This is a genomic window from Pseudomonas sp. HP_14, assembly GCF_055283875.1.
The window spans coordinates 1-649 of record NZ_JBTOQI010000032.1 but is presented as its reverse complement, the minus strand read 5'-3'; the positions used below and the strand labels follow the sequence as shown (position 1 = coordinate 649).

The 649-nt window shown below is 47.9% G+C and carries 1 pseudogene; it reads left to right on the top strand.

Features of this window, described 5'->3' with window-relative positions:
- Positions 1 to 141: 141 nt before the first annotated feature.
- Positions 142 to 649, top strand: a pseudogene (locus ACYASS_RS17680) (hypothetical protein); the annotation flags it as partial.

Here is a 649-nt window from a genome sequence, read left to right as displayed (position 1 = left end):
GCAATTGCTTCAATCGTCAAAGTACCACCCCTTATGGAATGGAGGATTAAAGCCCATTCTCACTGGATATTTCCGGCCGACGTGGGGTTCGGCTCCTTAGCTTTAATCGGTTGGAGTATCTACTTGTGGATATATTTTTTTATGGAGGAGTCACTTACTCGTGAGTTTTTTGTAGTTTCAGGCACCTCTTTTCCTTTGGTCGGGACTCTTGTTTGGTGGGCGGCCAGAAAGAAGACCGTCTGGAATTACACAATTTCCAGCGAAGGCGGCTTTGTTGAATTTTGGGAGGACTATTTTCAAGCCACAAAGTACTTCTTCAAGGGCTTGGCGGTATTTGCAATAGTCTGTGTCATCACGATGATTGCAATCGCCCCAGGTCTCATATGGGCTATAACAGGGATCGGAGGCATGGTTATCCTCGCTGCAATGAGGCTGATGACGTGGGAAAACGATGTAAGTTGGAAGCTGTTTACCTGGGACCGTCCCCAAATTATTTTTACTGACAGGAAGCGCGGTTTGGTGGTGCTTGAGCGCCATCACAACCCGGACCTCCCTTTTTGGGAAAACTATTTGTACGTCCAGGTGTTCCTGCCAAAAGACCAGATTGATGATTTCCTGGCCTTGTGCAGGAAATACGCGCCTGGCGACG